We start from the raw sequence: 2,030 nt of genomic DNA, 5'->3' as shown, positions 1-2,030 counted from the left end.
ATCATACCGGATAGTTTGCCATCGGCACTAATATCACATTCATCAAAAAGTACCCGTGGCCCTTCCTCGCTCTCAATCATTTTCTCCACGTTCTTATAGAACTGATCACGAACTTTGTCCTTTTCTTTCTCCGGATCGTAGTTGTCATCGATATTGTCAATGGATTGGCTGGCAACCATTTGATCGAAATACTGGGAAGCAACTCGGCAGATATGCGCAATGTTTTTATTGTGCTTCACCGTTTGTCCGATCGACTTGGCAATAAAGTTCATGACCTCAATCCAAAATACGGACTCTTCGCCCCAGTACTGGCCAAAGCCGTAGTAAGGTTGTCCGGATTGAAAGGGCCGCAAATGGATGATGCTTTCATCCAGCAGCTCCTTACCGGTCATAAAGCCTGGAACCGGGATTGTATTCTTTTGTACGCTCTCGGCATTGCCCCAGTCGCTATTCAATAGCCAGGTATCGACCTGCCGTTTTTCAGCTATCGTAGCCCGGCAGATCAAACTATCCTTGACGCTGTAAATGGGCAGTTTATCGACTAGGGTACGATTGATAAATACATTGGCCGTTTCAATCAGGGAGGTACACATCTGATTGACCACGTCGCCCAGATCATCCATGCCATACGCCTCCAGATACTCTTCCGTAGCGGCATTGCTAAAGGGCTCCCTGGTTACGATTCCATTTTTGTTTGAATGGCGAAACCAGCCAAAGCCACCGCCATACAAAAAGTCGGCCCTGGTCTCGATCAGGTTTTGTGCATCACCATTGGTTCGTAACAACTTGATCCGCTCATTAGGCAGTAGGTTGTTTTCTCCCCAGGGATAGAGTTGAAAGGATTTATTTTGTGCCATCACCGAACGCATCACGTTCCCTCTGGCGCTGTTGATATCCCGCTGTTCTTTGGGATCAACTGAGGCCACTTTGCTAAAGGCGATTTGCCGGGGGCCGAGCTTTATTTTTGTTGCCATGGTTTAATATCTATGGTCAATGGTGTAAGAATTGAACGAAACGAGCAGGCACCAGTAAATTTCAAAGGGTTGCCAACGGCCGGTACTGGTCTTGTATTCCAGATAGGCACGGCCTGCCTGTCTGGTTTCATGTCGAATGCTGGAAAAGTCTGATTTCCTTTTATGGATATGGCCCGACCGGTTTCGACACTCCGACTTGCTCCCAAAGCTCCCATCCATTTTTCTATACGAAATGGAAAAGGTTTTATCAGAAGTCGAGGCCATTTTGATCTGTCTAAAGGCATCTTTTAAGTATATTTTGGTGTTTGCCATGGCTGCAAGTACTCTTTTAAGGTTGATTTATGGTAGGACAAGTTTTAAAACTGACATCATTCCGCTGTTTGAAAAGGCTTGTTTTCTGGTTTTCAGTCCTTTAGGATCAAAAACAGTATTCTACAGTCCGCTCACCTAATGGCCCATAGCCCTCCCTATATCGGATTGGCAATTGCCAAAAGGAAAATAGAATATATGCGTGGCCTATTTTTCTGTACTTCCTTTCCCGAACCTGGTGCCGACTCGCTTGCCAGCGATCGGAACGATTCGAGAATATTTTTTATAAACCATATAATCGAATGCATCCGAAAGGTGAGTTGCATATTGCTGATCTAAATTCTTATTGAGCTCAGAGGATTTGTCCTTTTCGAAGTTGTCGCCAATGATTGGTGTGTGCTTCATACTGATCAAAAGGCTTTTGCATTCGAGCTCATTGATACGAATGATGGGAACATGAGAATACTTTTCTGTAAGGATTGTATTGATGACTTGATAGCGCAACTTGTATGGAGGATAAGACTGTTGAACACTATCGATGATGTGCCAGCCCGCCATGGTTAACACTTGTTTGAACTCTTGGTAGTGTGTGCGCTTGCGCCCTGGATCGCCCTTCTTACCGCTGTTATCTCCATACATATAGACCACTTTCTTACGGTGCGCTGAGTACTTCTTACAGAAGGCCTTGCCCAGGGCTTCTACAAGGGTACTATCAGACTTCTTAACAAAGAGGTTATCGATAAAACG

General features: G+C 45.1%; 2 protein-coding genes and 1 pseudogene. All 3 read right to left on the bottom strand.

The genetic code is table 11. The features are described from left to right. Positions 1 to 974, bottom strand: a 974-nt coding sequence (locus CLV98_RS23150) for a hypothetical protein (protein ID WP_146202358.1), incomplete at its 3' end; no start/stop codon positions are given. Between the two features lie 3 nt (positions 975 to 977). Continuing rightward, positions 978 to 1,286 carry a hypothetical protein gene (locus CLV98_RS23145; protein ID WP_109678502.1) on the bottom strand — a complete coding sequence of 103 codons (309 nt, stop codon included), beginning with the start codon at positions 1,284 to 1,286 and terminating at the stop codon, positions 978 to 980. A 204-nt stretch (positions 1,287 to 1,490) separates the two neighbouring features. Continuing rightward, a pseudogene (locus CLV98_RS23570) lies at positions 1,491 to 2,030 on the bottom strand (terminase large subunit domain-containing protein); the annotation flags it as partial.

It is taken from the genome of Dyadobacter jejuensis (genome assembly GCF_003149085.1).
Taxonomy (GTDB): Bacteria; Bacteroidota; Bacteroidia; order Cytophagales; family Spirosomataceae; genus Dyadobacter; species Dyadobacter jejuensis.
This window is presented reverse-complemented; position numbering and strand designations above follow the sequence as displayed.

Coding starts and splice junctions, on each gene's coding strand:
- CLV98_RS23145 (WP_109678502.1), bottom strand. CDS start 1,286: ATGGCAAACACCAAAATATACTTAAAAGATGCCTTTAGACAGATCAAA.